Here is an 801-nt window from a genome sequence, read left to right as displayed (position 1 = left end):
ACCAAATGCACAATATTGTCAGATAACTCATGATCGCCGCCTGAGATGTAGATTTTGCTGCCTTTGATGCGATATGAGCCGTCTTCTTGCAGCGTTGCCGTGGTTCTAATATCAGACAATGACGAGCCTGCATGCGGCTCAGTAAGTGCCATCGTGCCGGTGAACTCACCTGTAAGCATACGCGGCATAAAGGCGTCTTTGACCTCGTCGCTAGCGAAATGCGAGAGGACATTGATCGCCGCTGACGTCAAAAAAGGATACGCCGTCGTTGAAGGGTTAGCCGCCATAAAATAACCCGCTACCGCCGTCATTACCGTCTCTGGCAATTGCATGCCGCCATCTTCAAAACTATAGCGACCCGCGATAAAGCCTGAGTCACGAAACGCATCAAAAGCCACTTTGACATCATCAATCATAGAGACTGTTTTGCCATCGAACTGTGGCTCATCTTTGTCCGCGAGATGATTGTGTGGTAAGAATAAATTAGTCGCAATTTTATCCGCAGTCTCAAGAACCGCATCAAAAGTCTCTCGGTTATGCTCAGCGAACTTAGGATGCTTGATTAAACTCTCGACATCCAGCACATCGTACAATTGAAACGGTAGCTCGTAAGTATTAATTAAAGTATCGGTCGCCATAGTCTTCTCTCTGTAGTAAAACGAATAGATTAAATAAGTGGTTGATCAATAGTAATCTAATTTAACCTCGTACCGTATTGTCATTCATGACATAATTAAGGTGAAAAAAGACATCCGCTTAGCTATAAGTGCAGAGAGGTTAACTACCATGCCCAGCCAGATA

The 801-nt window shown here is 44.8% G+C and carries 1 protein-coding gene; it reads right to left on the bottom strand.

The window, feature by feature from the left end:
* On the bottom strand, positions 1-638 hold a 638-nt coding region (locus tag ACTXGO_RS15120), incomplete at its 3' end, for an acyl-CoA dehydrogenase family protein (protein ID WP_443575098.1).
* Between the last annotated feature and the right edge of the window lie 163 nt (positions 639-801).

Source organism: Psychrobacter sp. T6-1 (genome assembly GCF_052258445.1).
Note: the sequence above shows the minus strand (reverse complement) of the source record. Positions and strands in the feature narration are given on the sequence as shown.